This is a genomic window from Streptomyces sp. NPDC058086 (genome assembly GCF_042885015.1).
GTDB lineage: Bacteria > Actinomycetota > Actinomycetes > Streptomycetales > Streptomycetaceae > Streptomyces.
Map to the genome: position 1 here is coordinate 1 of NZ_JBHVST010000305.1, position 1,191 is coordinate 1,191.

Sequence of the window (1,191 nt, forward strand, 5' to 3'; positions counted from 1 at the left end):
CAGCGCGGAGATGCTCGTCGTCAGCCGCGCCGTGCTCGGCGTCGCCGGGGCCACGGTGATGCCCTCCACGCTCGCGCTCATCAGCAACATGTTCCAGGACCCCAAGGAGCGGGGCACCGCCATCGCCATGTGGGCGAGCGCGATGATGGCCGGGGTCGCCCTCGGGCCCGCGGTGGGCGGTCTGGTCCTCGCCGCGTTCTGGTGGGGATCGGTGTTCCTCATCGCCGTGCCGGTGATGCTGCTGGTGGTGGTCACCGGACCGGTGCTGCTGACCGAGTCCCGCGACCCGGACGCCGGGCGGCTGGACCTGCTGAGCGCGGTGCTCTCCCTCGCGACCGTGCTGCCGGTGATCTACGGGCTGAAGGAGCTCGCCCGGAGCGGGTGGGATCCGCTCGCCGCCGGTGCGGTGGTGCTCGGCGTGGTCTTCGGCGCGCTGTTCGTCCAGCGCCAGCGGCGGCTGGCCGACCCCATGCTGGACCTGGGCCTCTTCGCCGACCGCACCCTGCGGGCCGGACTGACGGTCAGTATGGTCAACGCCGTCATCATGGGCGGGACCGGCCTCATGGTCGCCCTGTACCTCCAGACGATCGCCGGCCACTCCCCGCTGGCCGCCGGACTGTGGCTCCTGATCCCGGCCTGCGTGCTCGTGGTGGGCGTGCAGGTGTCGAACCTGCTGGCCCAGCGGATGCCCCCGTCCCGGGTCCTGCTGGGCGGCCTGCTGATCGCGGCCGTCGGGCAGCTCCTGATCACCCGGGTGGACGGCGACGACACCGTCCTCCTCATCACGGCCACCACCCTGATCTACTTCGGCGCCTCCCCGGTGGGGCCGATCACCACGGGCGCGATCATGGGGGCCGCGCCTCCGGAGAAGGCCGGCGCCGCCTCGTCGCTGTCCGCCACCGGCGGCGAGTTCGGCGTCGCCCTCGGCATCGCGGGTCTGGGCAGTCTGAGCACCGTGGTGTACAGCGCCCGGGTCGAGGTGCCGGACGAGGCCGGGCCCGCCGCCGGCGACGCCGCGCAGGAGAGCATCGCCGGCGCCCTGCACACGGCCGGGCAGTTGGGACCGGACAGCGCCGGCGCCCTGCTGGACTCCGCACGCGCGGCCTTCACCAGCGGCGTGCAGTCCGTCGCCGCCGTCTGCGCCGTGTTCTCCGTCGCCCTGGCCGTCCTGATCGGCACCCGGCTGCGGGA

Annotated in this window: 1 protein-coding gene; it reads left to right on the forward strand. The window is 73.8% G+C overall.

Translation table 11 applies throughout. The annotated features are described in order from the left end of the window. Positions 1-1,191 (forward strand): MFS transporter (locus tag ACFVWD_RS58455; RefSeq protein WP_389607335.1); only part of this gene is annotated, 1,191 nt, incomplete at both ends.